Annotated in this window: 15 protein-coding genes; 7 read left to right on the top strand and 8 right to left on the bottom strand. The window is 66.8% G+C overall.

Annotated elements, in window-relative coordinates:
• Positions 1-12: 12 nt before the first annotated feature.
• The 7 genes from P5G46_RS09040 to dnaA all read right to left on the bottom strand — a co-directional run bounded on the left by P5G46_RS09040 (position 13) and on the right by dnaA (position 9,927).
• Positions 13-417: a DUF3566 domain-containing protein gene (locus P5G46_RS09040; RefSeq protein WP_239276332.1), complete on the bottom strand. Its 405-nt coding sequence runs from the start codon at positions 415-417 to the stop codon at positions 13-15.
• Positions 414-3,038, bottom strand: coding sequence for a DNA gyrase subunit A (gene gyrA, locus P5G46_RS09035; protein ID WP_239276331.1), 2,625 nt, complete (start codon positions 3,036-3,038; stop codon positions 414-416). Before gyrA ends, P5G46_RS09040 begins: the two co-directional genes overlap by 4 nt.
• Positions 3,039-3,069: 31 nt before the next feature.
• Positions 3,070-5,103, bottom strand: a complete 2,034-nt coding sequence (gene gyrB, locus P5G46_RS09030) for a DNA topoisomerase (ATP-hydrolyzing) subunit B (RefSeq protein ID WP_375095006.1) — start codon at positions 5,101-5,103, stop codon at positions 3,070-3,072.
• 119 nt (positions 5,104-5,222) lie between these two features.
• Positions 5,223-5,711 carry a DciA family protein gene (locus tag P5G46_RS09025; RefSeq protein WP_239276329.1) on the bottom strand — a complete coding sequence of 163 codons (489 nt, stop codon included), beginning with the start codon at positions 5,709-5,711 and terminating at the stop codon, positions 5,223-5,225.
• Entirely contained in the window at positions 5,704-6,855 is a 1,152-nt protein-coding gene (gene recF, locus P5G46_RS09020) for a DNA replication/repair protein RecF (protein ID WP_239276328.1), read from the bottom strand. Before recF ends, P5G46_RS09025 begins: the two co-directional genes overlap by 8 nt.
• Before the next feature lie 48 nt (positions 6,856-6,903).
• Entirely contained in the window at positions 6,904-8,055 is a 1,152-nt protein-coding gene (dnaN, locus tag P5G46_RS09015) for a DNA polymerase III subunit beta (protein WP_239276327.1), read from the bottom strand.
• A gap of 450 nt (positions 8,056-8,505) precedes the next feature.
• A complete protein-coding gene (gene dnaA, locus P5G46_RS09010) occupies positions 8,506-9,927 on the bottom strand; it encodes a chromosomal replication initiator protein DnaA (protein WP_239276326.1) in 1,422 nt (473 codons plus the stop codon).
• A 295-nt stretch (positions 9,928-10,222) separates the two neighbouring features.
• Here dnaA and rpmH point away from each other — a divergent pair, with 295 nt between their 5' ends.
• From rpmH to rsmG, 6 genes are read left to right on the top strand one after another with little or no spacing between them, the layout of a single operon-like run.
• On the top strand, positions 10,223-10,360 hold the full coding sequence (gene rpmH, locus P5G46_RS09005; RefSeq protein WP_022879826.1) for a 50S ribosomal protein L34: 138 nt from the start codon (positions 10,223-10,225) through the stop codon (positions 10,358-10,360).
• An 8-nt stretch (positions 10,361-10,368) separates the two neighbouring features.
• Complete coding sequence (rnpA, locus tag P5G46_RS09000) at positions 10,369-10,707, top strand: ribonuclease P protein component (protein WP_375095007.1); 339 nt, start codon at positions 10,369-10,371, stop codon at positions 10,705-10,707.
• The gene (gene yidD, locus P5G46_RS08995) at positions 10,704-11,060 is read left to right on the top strand and encodes a membrane protein insertion efficiency factor YidD (protein ID WP_408905509.1); all 357 of its coding nucleotides are present in this window, start codon (positions 10,704-10,706) and stop codon (positions 11,058-11,060) included. The genes rnpA and yidD overlap by 4 nt, the downstream gene beginning before the upstream one ends.
• Positions 11,061-11,063: 3 nt before the next feature.
• Positions 11,064-12,137, top strand: a complete 1,074-nt coding sequence (gene yidC / locus P5G46_RS08990; protein WP_375095009.1) for a membrane protein insertase YidC — start codon at positions 11,064-11,066, stop codon at positions 12,135-12,137.
• A 16-nt stretch (positions 12,138-12,153) separates the two neighbouring features.
• The gene (locus P5G46_RS08985) at positions 12,154-12,657 is read left to right on the top strand and encodes a Jag family protein (protein WP_374204593.1); all 504 of its coding nucleotides are present in this window, start codon (positions 12,154-12,156) and stop codon (positions 12,655-12,657) included.
• A gap of 8 nt (positions 12,658-12,665) precedes the next feature.
• Complete coding sequence (gene rsmG / locus P5G46_RS08980) at positions 12,666-13,292, top strand: 16S rRNA (guanine(527)-N(7))-methyltransferase RsmG (RefSeq protein WP_408905625.1); 627 nt, start codon at positions 12,666-12,668, stop codon at positions 13,290-13,292.
• Positions 13,293-13,350: 58 nt separating this feature from the next.
• On the opposite strand, the gene P5G46_RS08975 is transcribed toward rsmG, so the two are convergent.
• Entirely contained in the window at positions 13,351-13,926 is a 576-nt protein-coding gene (locus P5G46_RS08975; RefSeq protein WP_375095010.1) for a dihydrofolate reductase family protein, read from the bottom strand.
• A gap of 72 nt (positions 13,927-13,998) precedes the next feature.
• On the opposite strand from P5G46_RS08975, the gene P5G46_RS08970 reads away from it, so the two are divergent.
• Complete coding sequence (locus tag P5G46_RS08970) at positions 13,999-14,565, top strand: TetR/AcrR family transcriptional regulator (protein WP_375095011.1); 567 nt, start codon at positions 13,999-14,001, stop codon at positions 14,563-14,565.
• The last annotated feature ends 3,110 nt before the right edge of the window (positions 14,566-17,675 follow it).

Below are 17,675 nucleotides of genomic sequence, written 5' to 3'. Positions count from 1 at the left end.
TCCGAATCGACGTCAGTTCGAGGTGAAGCCCACGAGCAGACCGCCCGTGACCTTGACCGCGAGGTTGTAGATGCCCGCGACGACGGCTCCCATCACGGTCACGACGACCAGGTTGAGGATGGCGACGATCGCCGCGAACGCCATCACCTGCGGGAGCCCCACGTACTGCGAGAGCGTGGCGCTGCCGTCGGTGAAGCTCGCGAAGAACTCGTCAGCCTTGCCGATGAGGCCCGTCGCGCTCACGACGAGGTACACCAGGAAGTAGGACACGACGGTCACGATGGCGATGGCCACCGCCGCCAGGAAGGACAGCTTCACGGCCGACCAGAAGTCGATGTACACCAGGCGCAGGCGCACCTGCTTGGCAGGGGCCTTATGAGTCGACTTCTTGGCGAGCTTGTCGGCTACCGTGCTCATGCGTCAGTACTTTCCTCGGGGGTCTCGGAAGCGGAGGCGATCTCGGCTGCATCGGGCACCGCCGGATCGGGCGTTTCCGCCGTCTCAGCCAGGTTCCGCTCGGTGTTCCTCGCGATGGCGATGATCCGGTCATCGCCTCCAGCGCGGGCGAACACGACACCCATCGTGTCGCGTCCCTTGGCCGGCACCTCGGCCACGGAGGAGCGTACCACCTTGCCGCTGGCAAGAACCACAAGGACCTCGTCGCCCTCCGACACCATCAGCCCGCCCGCGAGAACCCCGCGATCCTCGGTCAGGCGCGCCACCTTGATGCCCAATCCGCCGCGGTTCTGCATGCGGTACTCGGTCACGGAGGTGCGTTTGGCGTAGCCGCCCTCGGTGACGATGAAGACGAACTCGTCGTCCTTGGCGACGGATGCCGAGAGCAGGCTGTCGCCGGCGCGGAAGTCCATGCCCTTCACACCCGACGTCGAGCGGCCCATCGGGCGCAGCGCGCTATCGGTGGCGGAGAAGCGCAGGGACATACCCAGCCGGCTGATCAGGAGGATGTCGTCGCCCTCGTCGACCAGCAGCGCGCTGACGAGCTCGTCGGCGGCGCCCTGCTCGGCCTCGCCCTCGTCGTCGGAGGCCTGGCCGCGGAGCTTGATCGCAATGACACCGCCCTGGCGGTTGGTGTCGTACTCGGTGAGACGCGTCTTCTTCACCAGGCCCGCTCGCGTCGCGAGCACGAGGTAGGTCGCCACGTTGTAGTCGCGGATGTCGAGGATCTGCGCGATCTCTTCATCGGGCTGCAGAGCGAGGAGGTTCGCGACGTGCTGGCCCTTGGCATCCCGTCCCGCCTCGGGGACCTCGTAGGCCTTCGAGCGATAGACACGACCCTTGTTCGTGAAGAACAGCAGCCAGTGATGCGTCGTGGTGACGAAGAAGTGCTCGACGACGTCGTCGGCGCGCAGCTGCGCGCCCTTGACCCCCTTGCCGCCGCGGTGCTGCGAGCGGTAATTGTCGCTGCGCGTGCGCTTGATGTAGCCGTCGCGCGTGACGGTGACGACCATCTCTTCCTCGGCGATGAGGTCTTCCACCGAGACGTCGCCGTCGAAGCCGTGCAGGATCTCGGTGCGACGGTCGTCGCCGAAACGGTCGACGATGGCGGTGAGCTCGTCGCGGATGATCGTGCGCTGACGTCCCGGCGTGGCGAGGATGTCGTTGTAGTCCGCGATGCGCGCCTCGAGCTCGGTGGCCTCGTCGACGATCTTCTGTCGTTCGAGAGCGGCGAGCCGGCGCAGCTGCATGTCGAGGATGGCCTGCGCCTGGATGTCGTCGATGTCGAGGAGCTTCTGCAGACCCTCGTTGGCATCCTGGGCCGTCGGGGAACGGCGGATGAGCGCGATGACCTCGTCGAGCGCGTCGAGCGCCTTGAGGTACCCGCGCAGGATGTGCATGCGCTCTTCGGCCTTGCGCAGGCGGTACCGCGTGCGGCGGACGATGACCTCGATCTGGTGATCGATCCATAGGCTGATGAAACCGTCGAGCGACAGGGTGCGCGGCACGCCGTCGACGATCGCCAGCATGTTGGCGCCGAAGTTCTCCTGCAGCTGCGTGTGCTTGTACAGGTTGTTCAGCACGACCTTGGCGACGGCGTCGCGCTTGAGCACGATCACCAGACGCTGACCGGTACGCCCAGAGGTCTCGTCGCGGATGTCGGCGATACCGGTGATCTTGCCCTCGCGAGCGAGGTCACCGATCTTCACGGCCACGTTGTCGGGGTTGACCTGGTACGGCAGCTCGGTGATCACGAGGCACGTGCGGCCCTGGATCTCTTCGATGTTGACCACCGCGCGCATCGTGATCGAGCCACGACCGGTGCGGTACGCGTCCTTGATGCCGCGCGTGCCGAGGATCTGCGCGTGCGTGGGGAAGTCGGGGCCGGGGATGCGCTCCATGAGCGCCTCGAGGAGCTCCTCGCGGCTGGCATCCGGGTGCTCGAGCGCCCACAGCGCACCGGCAGCGACCTCGCGAAGGTTGTGCGGCGGGATGTTGGTCGCCATGCCGACGGCGATACCGACCGAACCGTTGACGAGCAGATTCGGGAATCGCGCCGGCAGGACCGTCGGCTCCTGCGTCTGACCGTCGTAGTTGTCCTCGAAGTCGACGGTCTCCTCTTCGATGTCGCGCACCATCTCGAGCGCGAGCGGAGCCATCTTGGTCTCGGTGTATCGCGGTGCCGCCGCACCCTGGTTGCCCGGCGAACCGAAGTTGCCCTGACCGAGCGCGAGCGGGTACCGCAGCGACCACGGCTGCACCAGACGCACCAGGGCGTCGTAGATGGGCGCGTCACCGTGCGGGTGGTAGTGCCCCATGACCTCGCCGACGACGCGGGCACACTTCGAGAACGACTTGTCGGGACGGAATCCGCCGTCGTACATGCCGTAGATGACGCGGCGGTGCACGGGCTTGAGGCCGTCGCGCACGTCGGGCAGCGCACGCCCGACGATGACGCTCATCGCGTAGTCGAGGTAGCTCCGCTGCATCTCGAGCTGCAGGTCGACCTGGTCGATCTTGCCGTGGTTGTGGGCGGCTTCCTCGCGCGCGTCAGCGGGCTCGGGAGTGATGTCGTCAGCCATGGAGTCTCAGTTTCGTATCGAGTCGACCGGATCAGATGTCGAGGAAGCGGACGTCTTTGGCGTTGCGCTGGATGAAGCTGCGACGCGATTCGACGTCTTCTCCCATCAACACGGAGAAGATCTCGTCGGCCGAGGCGGCGTCGTCGATGGTGACCTGCCGGAGCGTGCGGGTCTGGGGGTCCATCGTGGTCTCCCAGAGCTCGTGGTCGTTCATCTCGCCCAGACCCTTGTAGCGCTGAATGCCGTTGTCCTTGGGAATGCGACGGCCGGCGGCCTGCCCCTCGACCAGGAGCGCATCCCGCTCGCGGTCGCTGTAGGCGTACTCGTGCGGGTGGTTCGACCACTTCAAGCGGTACAGCGGCGGCTGCGCGAGGTAGACGAAACCCGCCTCGATGAGACCACGCATGTAGCGGAAGAGCAGGGTCAGCAGGAGGGTCGTGATGTGCTGACCGTCGACATCGGCATCCGCCATCAGGACGATCTTGTGGTAGCGGGCCTTGGCCATGTCGAAGTCCTCGCCGATGCCCGTGCCGAACGCCTGGATCATCGCCTGGACTTCTTTGTTGCCGAGCGCGCGGTCGAGGCGTGCGCGCTCGACGTTCAGGATTTTGCCGCGCAGCGCCAGGATCGCCTGCGTGTGCGGGTCGCGCCCCTGCACCGCCGAGCCGCCGGCCGAGTCACCCTCGACGAGGAAGATCTCACTGATCGACGGGTCTTTCGACGTGCAGTCCTTGAGCTTGTCGGGCATCGCTGCGGACTCGAAGACGCTCTTCCGGCGCGCGGTCTCGCGGGCCTTGCGCGCGGCGAGACGAGCGGTGGCGGCATCGATCGCCTTGCGGATGATGTTCTTCGCCTGCGCCGGGTTGCGGTCGAACCAGTCGCCGAGCTTGTCGCCGACGACCTTCTGCACGAACGCGCGCGCTTCGGTGTTGCCAAGCTTGGTCTTGGTCTGACCCTCGAACTGCGGCTCCGAGAGCTTGACGGAGATGACGGCGGTGAGGCCCTCGCGGATGTCCTCACCGGTGAGGTTGTCGTCCTTCTCCTTCAGGAGGTTGTTGGCCCGCGCGTAGCGGTTGACCAGCGTGGTCAGCGCCGCGCGGAACCCTTCTTCGTGAGTCCCGCCCTCGTGGGTGTTGATGGTGTTGGCGTAGGTGAAGACGTTCTCGGTGTAGGCCGTGGTCCACTGCATCGCCAGCTCGAGGGCGATCTTGCGGTCGGTGTCCTCGGATTCGACCTCGATGACCTCGTCGTTGACGACGTCCGCCTTCCGGACACGGTTCAGGTGCTCGACGTAGTCGACGAGACCGCGCTCGTAGAGGAACGTGTCGTGGCGCCCCGCGGTGACCTCTTCACCGGGCTCGCCCTCGGTCACCACGGCCTGCGGACGCTCGTCACGGAGGCTGATGCGCAGGCCCTTGTTGAGGAACGCCATCTGCTGGAAGCGGGTACGCAGCGTGTCGTAATCGAAGTCGACGGTGTCGAAGATCGTGGCATCCGGCCAGAACGTGATCGACGTACCGGTCTCGTCGCTGGCCTCGCCCTTTTCCAGGGGGGCCAGCGGAACACCGCCGTTGCGGAACGACTGACGCCACACATGACCCTGGCGCTTGACCTCGACCTCGAGGCGCGTCGACAGAGCGTTGACGACCGACGAACCGACGCCGTGCAGACCGCCCGAGACGGCGTATCCGCCGCCGCCGAACTTTCCGCCCGCGTGCAGAACGGTGAGAACGACCTCGACGGTCGACTTGCCCTCGGTCCGGTGCATGTCGACAGGGATGCCGCGACCGTTGTCGATCACGCGCACCGCGCCGTCGGAGAGGATCGTGACATCGATGGTGTCGCAGTAGCCGGCGAGGGCCTCGTCGACGGAGTTGTCGACGATCTCTTGCACGAGGTGGTGAAGGCCCCGCTCGCCGGTCGAACCGATGTACATGCCGGGACGCTTGCGTACGGCCTCGAGACCTTCGAGCACCTGGATGGCGTCTGCCCCGTACTCGTTGGGAACCTTCGTGCTGGTCGTTTCAGGTTCCTCGGAAACGTTGTCGGGGTTTTCGGACGTCATGACTTCGCGAGCTCCAGATCGATTCGTCGGAACCTCCATCTTACCGCGTGGGGTCTCCCAACACGGTGTGTACGCCCCTAGGAGGGGAGAAATCGGAGCGAACCGACCCCGACCATGGCCTAGCCGTAGGTATCGCGCGGGCCGCGGCCTGGAACGGCTCTCGTCCCCCATTTCCACGAGGGGACGTCCGGCCCGATGAAGCGGATCGATTCGACCCCCGCCTCCGGGAAGCGACGAATGATCTCCGACAGGATGTGCGCGCGCATCAGTTGCAGCTGTTTCGCCCACGCCGTCGAGTCGGCCTGGACCGTCAGCATCCCCGCATCCAGGGCCACCGGACGCGTGTGCGCAGCGGTGTCGGCGCCGGCGACGTCGTGCCACGTGCGGACGAGGTCTTCGCGCGCGAGCTGCGGCTCCCACCCCGCGGAATGGGTGAGCGCCGACAGGACGTCGCCCAGCCCGCGGGGGTCGCGTCCGGGAGCGAAGGGGGCGTTGTCGCCGTCATCGGCCCGGCGCCGGCGCTTCTTCTTGCGGTAGGGCGACGGCTCGAGCCCGCGCAGACGCAGATACGTCGCCATCGTCTCGGGCAGTTCGGACTCGTCACTCATCGGCATCCTTGATGCGTCCGGCCTCGACGCGAACGACGTGCGCACGGAGCCCCTCGGGCACGTCCTCCTCGACCGCGGACGTGACGATGACCTGTTCGTATCCGGCCGCGAGCTCGGCCAGGCGCGTGCGACGGCCGGCATCGAGCTCGGCGAAGACGTCATCCAGGATCAGGACGGGGTCGCCGAGCCGCGACTCGGCGCGAAGCAGCTCGGCGGATGCCAGCCGCAGCGCCAGCGCGACCGACCACGACTCACCGTGCGAGGCGTACCCCTTGACCGGCAGCCCGCGGACCTCGAGCACGAGGTCGTCGCGGTGCGGACCGACGAGGGTCAGCCCGCGCTCGAGCTCCATCGACCGCCGCGCGGCCAGTGCCGAACGGAACTGCTCCGCCAGCGAACCGGCAGCTCCCGCCCCCGCGATCGCGTCGCCCTCCTCGGGGTCGCCCCCGACCACCGACAGCGCCCAGCGCAGACGGGGGTCGTGGTCGGCTCCGGCGATAGCCGTGTACGCCTCGGCCACGGGAGAGGACAGATCGGATGCCAGCGCCAGACGCGCCTCGATCACCTCGGTGCCGAGGGCGACGAGCTTGTCGTCCCACACGTCGAGGGTGCCGAGGGCGTCGCCCCGGACCCCGCGGGCCCGCGCGGACTTCAGCAGAGCCGTGCGTTGGCGGAGCACCCGGTCGTAATCGGCGAGAACGCCCGCGAGACGCGGCGACCGCTGAACGATCAGCTGATCGGCGAAGCGTCGTCGCGCGGAGGGATCGCCACGCACGATCTGCAGGTCCTCAGGCGCGAAGAGCACCACCTGGGCGTACCGCGGCAGCTCTGCCGTGCGCACATTGACGCCGTTGACACGCGCCTTGTTCGACCCCTGCCGGTTCAGCTGCAGTTCGAGCAGCACACTGCGGTCACCGTGTGCCAGCCGCGCACGGACGATCGCGGCATCCGCACCGTCGCGCACCATGGGGGCGTCGCTCGAGACACGATGCGACCCCAGTGTCGCGAGGTAGGCGACCGCCTCGACGAGGTTCGTCTTGCCCTGTCCGTTCCGCCCGACGAAGAGGTTGGCCCCCGTGGAGAGGGAGACGTCGGCGGCCGCGTAATTGCGGAAGTCCGTTAGTCCCAGCTGCTCCACGATCACCGGGTCAGACTACCCGCCGGCCCCGACATCCGCCGGGTCGGACCCCGCTCAGCGCAGCAGCAGGTTCGGCTGCAGCAGGTACTTGAACGAGCCCTCGCCACCCTTGTCGACCGAGGTCTGCGGGGTGATGAGCACGGGGCTGAGCTTGTTGGCGTTGTCGCTCGACGTGAACGTGATGCGGGTGAACTCGCTCCGCACCGCGCCGAGCGACTCGAGCAGGTACTGCGGGTTCAGACCCAGGGTCACCTCGTCGCCAGCGAGCGTCGCGTCGACCGACTCGGTGGCGCGTGCCTGCTCGGTGCCGGAGGCATCCATCGACACCCCGTCGGGACCGAAAGTGAACCGCAGCGGTGCGGACCGGTCGAGCACGAGCGCGACGCGGCGGACCGCTTCGGCGAGCTCGGCCGTGTTGACGACGCTGTGGTGCTCGGTCTGCGCGGGGAACAGACGGCGGACCGGCGGGAAGTTGCCCTTGATGAGCAGCGACGTCACCGTCTTGTTGCCGGACGAGAACGCGATGATCTCGCGGTCGCCCGACCCCGAGAACGCGATCGAGATGTCGCCGCCGTGGGCGAAGGTCTTGCCGACTTCCTGCAGCGTGCGGGCCGGAACCAGCGCGGATGTGGGCTCGTCGGATGCCGCGGCTCCGCCGTCCCACGGGATCTCACGCAGCGCGACGCGGTAGCGGTCGGTGGCGACGAGGCTCAGCTGGGTGCCGGTGACCTCGAGCTGAACACCGGTCAGCACCGGTGTGACGTCGTCGCGCGACGCAGCGAACGCCACCTGAGCGATCGCGGTGGCGAAGTCGTCGGCCGGGACGAGACCGGATTCTCCGCTGACCTCGGGAATCGCGGGGTACTCCTGCACCGGCATCGACGCCAGCGTGAACCGTGCGGAGCCGCACGTGAGCAGGATGCCGCCATCGTCATCGACCGTGATCTGGATGGGGGCGTTCGGCAGCCGGCTGGCGATGTCGGAGAGAAGACGGCCGTGGACGAGGATCGTGCCCGGTTCGTCGACCGTGGCCTCGATGGTCGTGCGCGCCGACGCCTCGTAGTCGAAGGCGGCGAGGGTCAGACCCTGCTCGCCCGCTTCGATGAGGACCCCGGCGAGGATCGGCTGCGGGTTGCGCTGTGGCAGGAGCTTGACCACGAACGAAACGGCTTCGCTGAAGACATCGCGATTGACGTGAAACTTCACGGGCGCTCCCTTGACGGCGGTATGGCTTACCCATGCTAGTGCCCGACCGTGTCGGCACATGTCGCCCCACCTCGACCCCTCGAGGTCATCGGATCTCTGTTAACTCATCAATGGGATCTTCATCTTGTTAACCGCTGTGGAGAGTGTGGATAACTCTTGCGATGCGTGTTAACAGAAGGGAACCACACGTCTGTGACCTGTGGACGTGTTGCGGAGAGCTTGGGCAGTTAACAGACGACAGCGGTCGTCGGTTCGAGGCTTCCTCCACAGGGAGAGGCGTGTCGTTCACAACTCCTCCGCAGAGATTTCGAGTTATCCACAGGTTGTCCACACTGTGTAGAACCGGGTGAAAACATCCCCGTGAGGGGCGATGTCCGCCCCGTAGAGCCGCGAAAACGACGAAGGGGTTCGTCCGCGGATACGGACGAACCCCTCTGTTGACGCGGCTGCTCAGCGCATGCGGCCCAGCTGCGTGGTGATCTCGGAGACCTGGTTGTAGATGGATCGACGCTCCTTCATCAGGTCGCTGATCTTCTTGTAGGCGTACATCACCGTGGTGTGGTCGCGATTGCCGAACAGCTGCCCGATCTTCGGCAGTGACAGGCTCGTCCGCTCGCGGCACAGGTACATCGCGATCTGCCGCGCCGTGGCGACGGCCTGTGATCGGCTCGAACCGTAGAGATCGTCGACGGACAGCTTGAAGTACTGCGCCGTCGCCGTGATGATGTCGGTCGGCGACACGACGTTCGCGTCGTCCTGGTCGATGATGTCGCGCAGAACGGTTTGAGCCAGGGACATGTCGAGCGTCGAGCGGTTGAGGCTCGCGAACGCCGAGACGCGGATGAGAGCGCCCTCGAGTTCGCGGATGTTCGACGACACGACCGTCGCGATGTACTCCAATACGTCGTCGGGGATCAGCAGACGCTCGCTCTGCGCCTTCTTCCTGAGGATCGCGATACGCGTCTCGAGGTCGGGAGCCTGCACATCCGTGATCAGGCCCCACTCGAACCGGCTGCGCATGCGGTCCTCGAAGCCCGTGAGCTGCTTGGGCGGCAGGTCGCTGGTGATCACGACCTGCTTGTCGTGGTCGTGGAGCGTGTTGAAGGTGTGGAAGAACGCCTCTTGCGTCTCGGCTCGTCCCTGCAGGAACTGGATGTCGTCGATGAGGAGGATGTCGACATCCCGATACCGCGCCTGGAACGCCGAACCACGGTTGTTCGCGATGGAGTTGATGAAGTCGTTCGTGAACTCTTCGCTCGAGACGTACCGGATGCGGATACCGGCGTACATGCTCGCGGCGTAGTCACCGATGGCGTGCAGAAGGTGCGTCTTGCCCAGACCCGAGTCGCCGTAGATGAACAGCGGGTTGTAGGCCTTCGCGGGTGCCTCGGCGACCGCGACCGCGGCGGCGTGGGCGAAGCGGTTGGACTGGCCGATGACGAAGTTGTCGAACGTGTACTTCGGGTTCAGTCGGGTGTCGTTCCGGGATGCCGGGACGATGGGCTCGGGCGCCTGCTCGGGCATCGGCGAGTTCGTCGCGGGAGCAGCGGGTGCGGGACGCTCCTCGGATGCCGGCGCGGACCGGTGCGATTCGATCAGGTCGGGATTCACCACGACGCGGAAGTTGCTGACCTCGGGGTCGACACCCTGCACCTGCGTGAGTGCTTCGAGGATAGGTGCGCGCATGCGCTTGTTCATCTGCGCTGCCGTGAGATCGTTGGGCACGTCGAGATAGAGCGTGCCGCCCATGACACCCTGGGGAACGGCGAGGTTCAGGAATCCGTGGAGCTGCGGAGTGACGCGGTCATCGGTGAGGAGATGGTCGAGCACGGCGGACCAGACGGGAACATCCGGTACTTGGTGCAGTGACATATCCCCTCCGGGATCTCGGCGCGCGGCTATCGACGTACATCGCGCCGAACCTGTGGATAACTTCCGGGGACACGCTAGTTCGCGGTCCGCACGGAGCAAAATCAACTGTAGAACGCGCTCGCGTGTCTTTGCCACGGGTGTGGACGACGCTTGGGGATAATGAGCGGTCGCGCTCTCGGTTTGAGTTAACGTCGTGCGCGACGTAGCCTTAGTCGGTTGACTTATGCCTACACGGCAGTCCCGACCACGTCCCCCGGCAGAAGAGCATCGGGCGACATCACCTCCGGAGTGACCCATGAGCAAGCGCACCTTCCAGCCCAACAACCGCCGCCGCGCCAAGAAGCACGGTTTCCGCGCCCGCATGCGCACCCGCGCCGGCCGCGCGATCCTGTCGGCGCGTCGCGCCAAGGGCCGCACCGAGCTCTCGGCCTGACCCACCTAGTGCTCGCGAAGCCGAACCGACTCACCCGCGGATCGGATTACAAAGCCACCGTCCGTCGGGGTTCTCGGTGTGCCGGTGCGCACACCGTGACCTATGTGGGCCGCGTGCCGGACGAGGGTCCCGCGCGCTTCGGTTTCATCGTGAGCCGCCAGGTCGGCTCGGCCGTCACACGCAACACCGTTCGCCGCCGCCTCAAGGCGGTGTGCGCCGAGGCGCTCCCGCTCGTTCGCGGGGGCGCCTCGGTCGTCATCCGCGCCCTTCCGTCCGCCGCCACCGTCGACTACGCCGATCTCCGGGCGGATGTCGTTCGCTGCCTGGAACGCAGGGCTGCCGCGTGAGCGCCTCGACCCTCCCCACGTCGTCCACGGGCGCTGGCCACCTCGAGTGGGACACCGTCATGGCATCCCTCCCCCTCCTCCCCCGGAACGCCGGTCTTGCGCTTCTGCACGCGTACCGGGCCACGATTTCGCACGTCTACGGCGACGTCTGCAAGTACTACCCGTCCTGCTCCGCCTATTCGGTGGGCGCCGTGCAGCAGCACGGACTCGTCAAAGGAGCCGCGATGACCGTGGCCCGCCTCGCCCGCTGCCACCCCTGGGCCCAGGGAGGCATCGACGATGTCCGTCCGCACCGCGCCTTCCGCCACGAACTCACTCCGCACGGCTTCGTCGTGCCCTCCCGAAAGGACTGATCCGTGCCGGATCTCATTGGAATCGTCCTCTGGCCCCTGAAATGGGCCGTGGAGCTCGTGCTGGTCGGCTGGCACGCGCTCTTCACCGCCGTGGGCATGGCGCCGGCCGCTGGTCTCACGTGGGTGCTGTCCATCATCGGCCTCGTGCTGGTCGTGCGTGCCGCCCTCATCCCCCTCTTCGTGCGGCAGATCAAGAGCCAGCGCAAGATGATGGAGATCGCTCCTGAGCTGCGGAAGGTGCAGGAGAAGTACCGCGGCAAGAAGGACCAGCTCTCTCGCGAGGCCATGAGCCGCGAGACGATGGCGCTCTACAAGAAGCACGGAACCACCCCGGTTTCGAGCTGCCTCCCGCTTCTCGTGCAGATGCCGATCTTCTTCGCGCTCTTCAGCGTGCTGAACGACGTGTCCAAGCACGCCAACAGCGGTCAGGGCGGCGTGGGCCTGCTCACCCCGGAGCTCACCCGTGAGTTCTATGATGCACGCCTGTTCGACGTGGCATCCATGCACGTGAACCTCGTGACCGCGTGGGGACAGCCCGACGGTCAGGTCACCGTCGCGATTCTGCTGACCCTGGTGGTCCTGATGATCGCGTCGCAGTTCTTCACGCAGCTGCAGATCATCTCGAAGAACCTGTCGCCGGAGGCCAAGACCGGTCAGGCCTACCAGATGCAGAAGATCATGCTCTACGTTCTTCCGCTGGCGTTCATCTTCTCGGGTGTCTTCTTCCCGCTCGGTGTCGTCATCTACTGGTTCGTCAGCAACCTGTGGACGATGGTGCAGCAGTTCGTCGTCATCCGGGAGATGCCGACTCCCGGCTCGGATGCCGCGAAGGCCCGCGAGGAGCGCCTCGCGCGCAAGGGCAAGGCGATCGACGCCAACGGCAAGGTCGTTCCGCTCGAGAAGTACCAGGCCGAGCAGCAGCGCCTGTTCGAGGAAGCCGAGCGTGCACGCGCCGCACAGCCCAAGCGCCAGCAGCCCGTGGGCAAGCAGCGGGCGAAGAAGCAGCAGCAGTCCGGCAAGGGCTCGAGCCCGGCACCGCGCACGTCGGCGAAACCCGGCACCGAAACCCCCTCCTGACGACCCGGAGACCATAATGACGACGTCCGAGCAGATCGCGACCGATCAGAACCCCGCCACTGACGAGCAGCTCGAGCAGGAAGGCGATATCGCGGCCGACTTCCTCGAAGGTCTTCTCGACATCGCTGACATCGACGGCGATCTCGCCCTCGATGTCCGTGCCGGGCGCGCGTACGTGTCAGTGGAGGCGGACGACTCCTCCGCGCTGTCGACGCTGTCGCACCCCGACACCGTTCAGGCGTTGCAAGAACTGACCCGACTGGCGGTACAGAACTCGACGGGTCGGTTCTCCCGCTTGATCCTCGACATCGGCGGATCCCGCGATGCGCGCCAGCGACAGCTCGAGAACCTCGTCGATCGTGCGATCCAGCGGCTCGATGAGGGCGCTTCGCAGGCGTCGCTCCCCGCGATGTCGAGCTACGAACGCAAGCTCGTGCACGACATCGCGGCAGATCGTGGGTACGCCTCCGAGTCGTTCGGCGAGGGCGCCGACCGGCACACCGTGCTGCGGCGCGGCTGACCTTCGTGATCGACGAACTCGAGACGGAACCGGATGCCGCCGCGCCGGTGTTCGGCGACCGTATCGATCTGGCTCGTCGCTTCACGGCGGCGCTTGCGGCGCATGGCGAGGAGCGTGGGCTGATCGGACCACTCGAGGTCCCTCGCCTGTGGTCACGGCATATCCTCAACAGCGCGGTGGCTGCCCCCTTCTTCACCGGTCGGGTCGCCGACGTCGGTTCCGGGGCCGGCCTGCCGGGCCTTGTCCTGGCCATCGCGCGCCCCGATGTGGAGTTCACGCTCATCGAGCCGATGGAGCGGCGCACGGTATGGCTCACCGAGCAGGTGGAAGCTCTCGGCCTCGACAACGTCATCGTGGAACGCCTGCGCGCGGAAGAGTGGGCGAAGGGGCGTGTCTTCGACGTCGTCACGGCGAGGGCCGTGAGTGCGTTGCGCACCCTCATTCCGTGGACTGCGCCGCTCGCCCGGGTCGGGGGCCGGCTTGCCTACCTCAAGGGTGCGAACGTTGCGGCCGAGGTGGATGCCGCCGAGAAGCAGATCCGTCGATTCGGTGTCGCGAACGTGGAGATCCACGTCGTCGGCGAGGGGGTCGTCGCGGAACCCACGCGTGTTCTGACCGCGACGGTGACACGCTAGCCGCGTCGGGGGATCCCTCGATCTCCTCCGAGTCATCGCTCGATGGTGAGTACAGTGCTCACGCTGTGCCGCGGGAGGCGTACTCCTCGATCACCACGCCCGATTCGAAGGAGCGAGTCCGGGTCGCGGTGAACGAACGCGGTTCGTACGGTGCGCGGCCGAACAGCGGGATGCCGGAGCCGAAGACGACCGGATTCCGCTTGAGGACCAGGTGGTCGATCTCGGGCAGGAGTGTGCCCGCGAGCGAGCCGCCACCGCAGAGCCAGATGTCGAGACCGTCCTCTCGCTTCAGGCTCCGGACCATGGCAACCGGGTTGTCGGTGAGGGTGATGTTCGAATCGACGTCACGCGGGCTGCGGCTGGCGACCACCTGACGCAGATGGGCGTACGGGCTGGAAATCCCCGCATTCAGCGCCGGGGTGAGCGTGTTCCACCCCATCAGCACGGTGTCGAATCGCGTTCCGGGCGGTGCGATTCCCAGCGCCCTGTGGGCGTGCGTGGGCAGCGCATCCGCGTACTCACCGAAGACGACCTGTGCATGATCGCCGTCGACGAGGAACGCATCGAACCCACCGCTCGGGTCGGCGATGTATCCGTCGATGCTGACAGCGACGTAGTACACGAGCTTTCTCATACCGATCCCCCCATCACGACACCTGTCGTGGTTAAAGCACTACACCCGTCGTGGTTTGGCTAGCATGGGGGCATGGCTCGCAATGACCAGCGCCGCGTCGCTCTTGCCGACGCCGGCATTATCGTGCTGGCGAAGGAAGGCGCGCGCGGCCTCACCCACCGGGCTGTCGACACTGCCGCCGGAACACCGCGTGGCACGGCCTCGAACTACTTCCCGACTCGTGACGACCTGATCTCCGCCCTCGTGGACCGCATCGGCGAGCGACTCATTCCTGACCCCGAGGCGGTGTCATCCCGCGCCTCGCGGGTCGCCGACCGTGAGCTCTTCGCCGAGTATGTGCACGATGTCGTTCGGCGACTTCGTGCGGATCCTCACGTATCGCGCGCGCTCTTCGAGCTGCGTCTGGAGGCTGCGCGGCGTCCTGCCGTTGCCGAGGCGCTCGGGGCGTGGAGACGGCGGGCCTTCCACGAGGACGTCGCCTTCACTGAACGTTCTGACCTTCCGGGCGGACGGACCGAGATCGCACTCCTTCACTACGCCATCGACGGACTGATGCTCGATCACCTCACCGTGCCCCTCGATACCGGACTGACCGTCGACCTGGCTGTCGACGAGTTCATCGACCGCCTTCTGCGGTGAGGTTCCGGGGTCGCGATCATTCGTAGGGGACGGGCACTGCGGGCTCATCGCGAACAGCAGCGCGCGAGCGATGCTCTGCCCTGGAAGAGGACGCGATCGTCGCTTTGTCGGGTTTCACGTGAAACGTGCACCCTGTCGGGAGGATGGATGGCGGAGCTCCATCGCTCCCCCGCGGGACGCCGGTGCGATGACTGAGGCGGCGTCGTCGAGAATGTCGAGAGATGGTCGACCTTCTCGGGAGGAGGAGAGCCGCGTGAGCACAAAAGTCTCACGGAACCACGTGTCCTCGACGTCGACGGCCGGCGTTCAGAGCATGCTCTTCCGCGCCGAAGGAGGCTTGGGGCGCGAGGCCTGAGCGACGCTGACTGCGATCGTCGATGCTCCAGCGTGGCATCCGTTGCCCGCGCCGCGTTACACGTTCTGTCGATTGGCGCCGGGTGGCAGCTTTCGCGATCACGGCGCAGGTGCGCGCGGCGGTGTGGGTTCGATGCAATGGGGATGACACGTGTGACCTGGAGTGAGGTTCCCGGTGATGGGCGGGGCTGTGTCGCACCGGGACGACCGGGCAATCGCTGAGGGAGTTTACAGCTTGCCGGTGGGGGCCTTCAGGTGCGCCCCCCATGTCACACGGTGCGGGGAACACCCGCCCCACGGCTCGCTCGGCACGAAGGGGGAGATGGCCTGGACCGGTGTACGTATGACATGCGGTGTCCCCCCGCGGGCACGGTGGACGGTCACTTCCGTTCGTCTGCATCTCGACGGGCACGCGAGATCATCCGCGGTGGGCGGTTTTGCCAAGGAAGGCTCGACCGAACCTCCGATCTCCGCCGGCGATCGCGAACCCCGCTCCCCCGCGGATCTGTTGCGTCGGTGGATGACGAGTCCTCGATCGGAAGCGACGCATGGGCGTCGTCCTCGGTTGATGGTGAGGGCGCCTATGGGGCGAGGGTACGAGGCGGGTAGCTCCGCCGAGTGGATGTGCCGCCGTAACCGCTGTACGTGCGGGGCACCTCGCGTCGCGGGGGGGGGGGCGCGTCATGTGAACTATCCGGAAGCGGGGCGCCCCGCACCCATGAGAGTCGAGCGTTTCACGGGAAACCCCGGAAGTGAGCGGACCGGACCGCCCTCCACGCGAGTCGTCCGTTTCACGTGGAACATCCGGAGGTAACGGACCGGACCGCCATCCACGCGAGTCGTCCGTTTCACGTGGAACATCCGGAAGAGGGGCGAACCGCTCGGGCATTCGCGCCAGGCACCTGTTCCACGGCCAACATCCGGAAGTAGGGCGGACCGGGCCAGCACCCCGCCGATCACCGGCTTTACGTCGAACATCCGGAAGCGGGGCGGACCGGGCCACAGCCCACGCCGATCACCCGTTTCACGGGAAACATGCGGCGGGGCTGCGCCAGAAGAGCACTGTGCGGCCACGACTCGCGCCCACCCGGTGAGAAACACATCGCCCGCATCCCGCGACGACGCAGCGCGCGAACGGCGGGCGGGCACCGGCCGAGCCGAGCGAGGATCCCGCGGGGGTCTCGACGTGGAACCTTTCGTCGCAGTGCAACTCCCCGCAGAGGTGCACTGTCAGCCGCCGCGATCTGAGCTCGCTGAGGCGAAGGTCTAGTCGCGGCGTGATGTGATGCTTTACGCGGTGTCGGAGGGACCCGCGCATCATCGTCACCTTCGCGGGCGTGTCCGTGAGTCAGGCCGAACGGGGTCCGCCGCGGGCGAGTCGGATGGACCGCGGGCGCAGCGATAGCGCGGCAGAATCATGGAACCGGCGACTTCACGGTCTGCGGGGCCGATTCGCGGGCGGCGCTGCTCACCCCCACGGTGCGGGCCGCGGCTGTGATCAGCATCGCGGAGTGCCGGATCGCGACCGCCGGTCCGTGAGGCGGTGTTGTGCGCCCCCCTCTTGTCAGGCGTGAGAGGTGCATTCCCCGCGCAAAGTGGCGCCGTCGTGCCGCGACGGAATGCCCCGCTCCCCCATACGCATCAGGCAGTGCAATACAGCGGTCCGTCCCCGCCTCTCGAACGGCGGCGCTCGGCCGAGCTGAGCGTCTGGCGGCCTGTGGCATCCCGTAGTCGGATTCGACTCCCCCCGGCGTGGAGCGTGGGCGCAGTTCCCGAGATGAGGAAAGCGAGCTGAAGGTGCGGGGAGATGCATGGGTCGGACACCGTGATGGTGTGTTTCACGTGAAACATCACGCGCGCGGTGCGCCCATTTCTGGGCAGAGCGTGGGAGCCGGGGCCCTGCCCGGAGGCAAGCGGCGCGGCGAGAGATGCATCCCCGCCGCCGCTCGGTCGGATACGCGAGATGCATCGCCGAGGTGCGGCGGAGACCGTCGCGTGTGTCAGGAGCAGGCGCGTCGGGGAACCAGCGGCGCCACCCCTGTCAGTTCGGGTTCCGCTCCTGGATACCCCGCGAAAGGCGAGCGTTGCGGAGCAGGCGCAGTGAACAGGTGGCGCACGCCCCTCCAGCGAGGTTTCACGTGAAACAGAGCTGCCGATACAGAAGTCCGGGCGTGCGTCGCTACGAGAGCCAGGTGGTGTGCGCCTCGGGGAACACCCCGCCCCTCGCCCTCGACCGCCCGGGACACGCCTACCCCCGCGTGGTCGGAACCGTCGCCATTCCCGCTCAGTATGGGTCTCGTGGCGCTCCTGCCCGCGGCGGCGTGAGAGCGTCCGTGCGGCACGTCGGCACTGCGTAACGGGCGTCGTTCTGGCCCAGCGGACGGAGGCCGCATGCGCGCGGTGTTTCACGTGAAACACTCGCCGGTGCGGGGCGACGGGGGCGTGCCATCGCGCCACAGGGGCCTTGAGGCTGTCGCAGGAGTGCGGTGTTGAGGCGGTCGCGAGGGGCGGCGGTCGTGCGTGACGCGCTACACGCACGCCCGGAGCGGGGTGCACTATCCGTATTTCCCGGGTGCTGAGAAACGTGTCGAGTCGGACGACGAGCCGTGATCGGTGCAGTGCACGGGGACGTTTTCGTGAGCCCCACCGGCGGCGACCATCCCGCGGGGGAAGAACGCCTCCCACGATCCCCACGAAGGAAGGGGTGACACGTAGACTGGGAACGTTGTCCCCGGAGATGAAGGAGCGCGTTTCAC

The organism is Microbacterium mcarthurae, assembly GCF_046064585.1.
GTDB lineage: Bacteria > Actinomycetota > Actinomycetes > Actinomycetales > Microbacteriaceae > Microbacterium > Microbacterium mcarthurae.
The sequence above is the reverse complement of the archived record's forward strand: the minus strand, read 5'-3'. Positions and strand labels throughout refer to the sequence as shown.